Source organism: Mycobacterium sp. 94-17 (assembly GCF_035617725.1).
In the GTDB taxonomy this organism is placed as follows: domain Bacteria; phylum Actinomycetota; class Actinomycetes; order Mycobacteriales; family Mycobacteriaceae; genus Mycobacterium.
In genome coordinates, this window is record NZ_JAPIYN010000062.1 from 1 (window position 1) to 1,415 (window position 1,415).

The 1,415-nt window shown below is 68.3% G+C and carries 1 protein-coding gene; it reads right to left on the minus strand.

Features of this window, described 5'->3' with window-relative positions; genetic code table 11:
* Positions 1-1,415 (minus strand): amino acid adenylation domain-containing protein (locus tag OQ789_RS25605; RefSeq protein WP_324689195.1); only part of this gene is annotated, 1,415 nt, incomplete at both ends.

Genomic DNA, 1,415 nt, shown 5'->3' on the forward strand with positions numbered 1-1,415 from the left:
CGTGCGGTGGTCGGGTCGGCGGTGCCGGTGAGGTAGCCGACCAGTCTTTTGTCGCCGGGCCGGTCTTCGCGGGCGATGACGGCGGCGTGATCGACGCCGTCGAGTGCGGCCAGGGCGGTGTGGATTTCGCCGAGTTCGATGCGGTAGCCGCGGATTTTGACCTGTTCGTCGGCGCGGCCGAAGTAGTGCAGTTGTCCATCGGTGGCCCAGCGCACCAGATCTCCGGTGCGGTACATGCGTGCCCCGGGTGCACCGAAAGGACACGGGACAAACCGTGAGGCGGTCAGCGCGGGCCGGCGCAGATATCCGAGGCTGACGCCGTGGCCGGCCACGTAGAGTTCGCCGATCACTCCGGGCGCTACCGGGTGCAGCCATTCGTCGAGGACGAACAGCGCCGCCCCCGGGACGGGGGTGCCGATGGGCACCGGTGTGGTATCGGGGGTCAAGGGGTGGCTGATGGTGGCGTAGACGGTGGTTTCGGTGGGGCCGTAGCCGTTGATCATCACCCGTCCGGGTGCCCAGCGGTCGACGATCTCGGCGGGGCAGGCTTCGCCGGCGGCCATCAGCGTCACCGAGTCCAGCCCGTCGGGGCGCTGGGCGGCCAGCGCGGAGGGGGTTTGGCTCCACACGGTGACGTGCTCGGCAAGCAGCAAGGCGTGCAGGTCTTGTGGTGAACCGGTCACCGTCTCGGGTACCACCACCAGGCGAGCGCCGTGCAGCAATGCCCCCCAGATCTCCCAGACGGAGAAGTCGAAGGCATAGGAATGGCATTGGGTCCACACCTGGCCGGGCGCCGGTTGCACGCCGACGTCGAGGGCGTCGAACAGTCGGGTGATGTTGTGGTGGGTGACCGCAACGCCTTTGGGCACCCCGGTGGTGCCCGAGGTGTAGATGATGTGGGCGAGGTCGTCGGGGGCCGGCGCGGCTAGGGCGATGCCGGGTTGGATGTCGATATGTGGGTCGTGGATGTCGATGACATCCAGGTCGCATTCGTGCAGCCGGTCAGCGTGCGCGGCGGTGGTGACCGCGGCAACGGGCATGGCGTCGGCAACCATGAATTGGATGCGGGCCGCCGGCACTGCCGGATCGATCGGCAGATACGCCGCCCCGGTTTTGAGCACCGCGAGGATGGCGACGATCGCCTCGGCGGACCGGGAAAACAGCAGCGCCACACACGCACCCGGGCCTGCACCGTATCCAGCCAGCAAGTGCGCCAACCGGTTCGACGCCTCATCGAGCTCGCGGTAGGTCATCGAGCGGCCCGCACAGCTGAGCGCCACCGCCCCGGGCGTGCGCGCCACCTGCGCGGCAAACAACACCGGTATCGACACCGGCGTCACCGCCCGGCTCAACACCGCCCGATTACCGAACTCATCCAACCGAGCGTGCTCGGCCTCTTGGAGCAGATCGATCGA